This is a genomic window from Cellvibrio sp. OA-2007 (assembly GCF_000953825.1).
Classification (GTDB): domain Bacteria; phylum Pseudomonadota; class Gammaproteobacteria; order Pseudomonadales; family Cellvibrionaceae; genus Cellvibrio.
Map to the genome: position 1 here is coordinate 1 of NZ_BBUL01000010.1, position 650 is coordinate 650.

1 protein-coding gene is annotated in these 650 nt (G+C 39.2%); it reads right to left on the reverse strand.

Annotated elements, in window-relative coordinates:
* Positions 1 to 91: 91 nt before the first annotated feature.
* A partial coding sequence (locus AWU77_RS00045) for a hypothetical protein (RefSeq protein ID WP_238582272.1) occupies positions 92 to 650 on the reverse strand: 559 nt, incomplete at its 5' end.

Sequence of the window (650 nt, forward strand, 5' to 3'; positions counted from 1 at the left end):
TTTTGTGGAATACTTTTGCGCAGCAAAACCACAAAGCCGCGACTTAAATTCTGTCCAGTGGAGCGAAGCGGAACGATGTTTGACCGCTTTGTTAGTTGCGGTACTTTTCGATACTCTCTTTCACTTTTTCGTATTCCAGCGTGTATTTTAAAGTGCTTGTTGTTTCCATGGAGCGTTTTAATTTATTGAACTCTTCAGTGATGCATTTTGCGCTCTTTCTGAGAGATTGAACCTCATAAGTAAGCTTCTCAAGCTCTTTTGTTTTAATGCTGAGCTGGGATTTCAAAAATGTTTCTTGTTTTTCAAGAGTTTCGCAGACCTTAGCAAGACTCTTTGAATTTTCCTCACTGCTTTCTAAAGCAGAGCTTAGCTGACCAAGTCTACGCTCAAACTCAAAATCAAATTCGGCTACTTTTGAAAGTTGCGCTTTTAAGACTCCAGCAATTGTAGTGGTGCTAAGGCCATAGTTTTCTGCAATTTTAGCATTGCTCAGGCCAGAGATTTTATCTTGTAATATTTTGAAGTTTCTTTCTTTAAGGTCACTCACATACTTTCTTCCATTGGAACAACTAACGTTAAGCACAACGGCAGTTTGTAAGTTGTGCGTTGTGGAATACTTTTGCGTAGCAAAACCACATAAGCGCGACTTA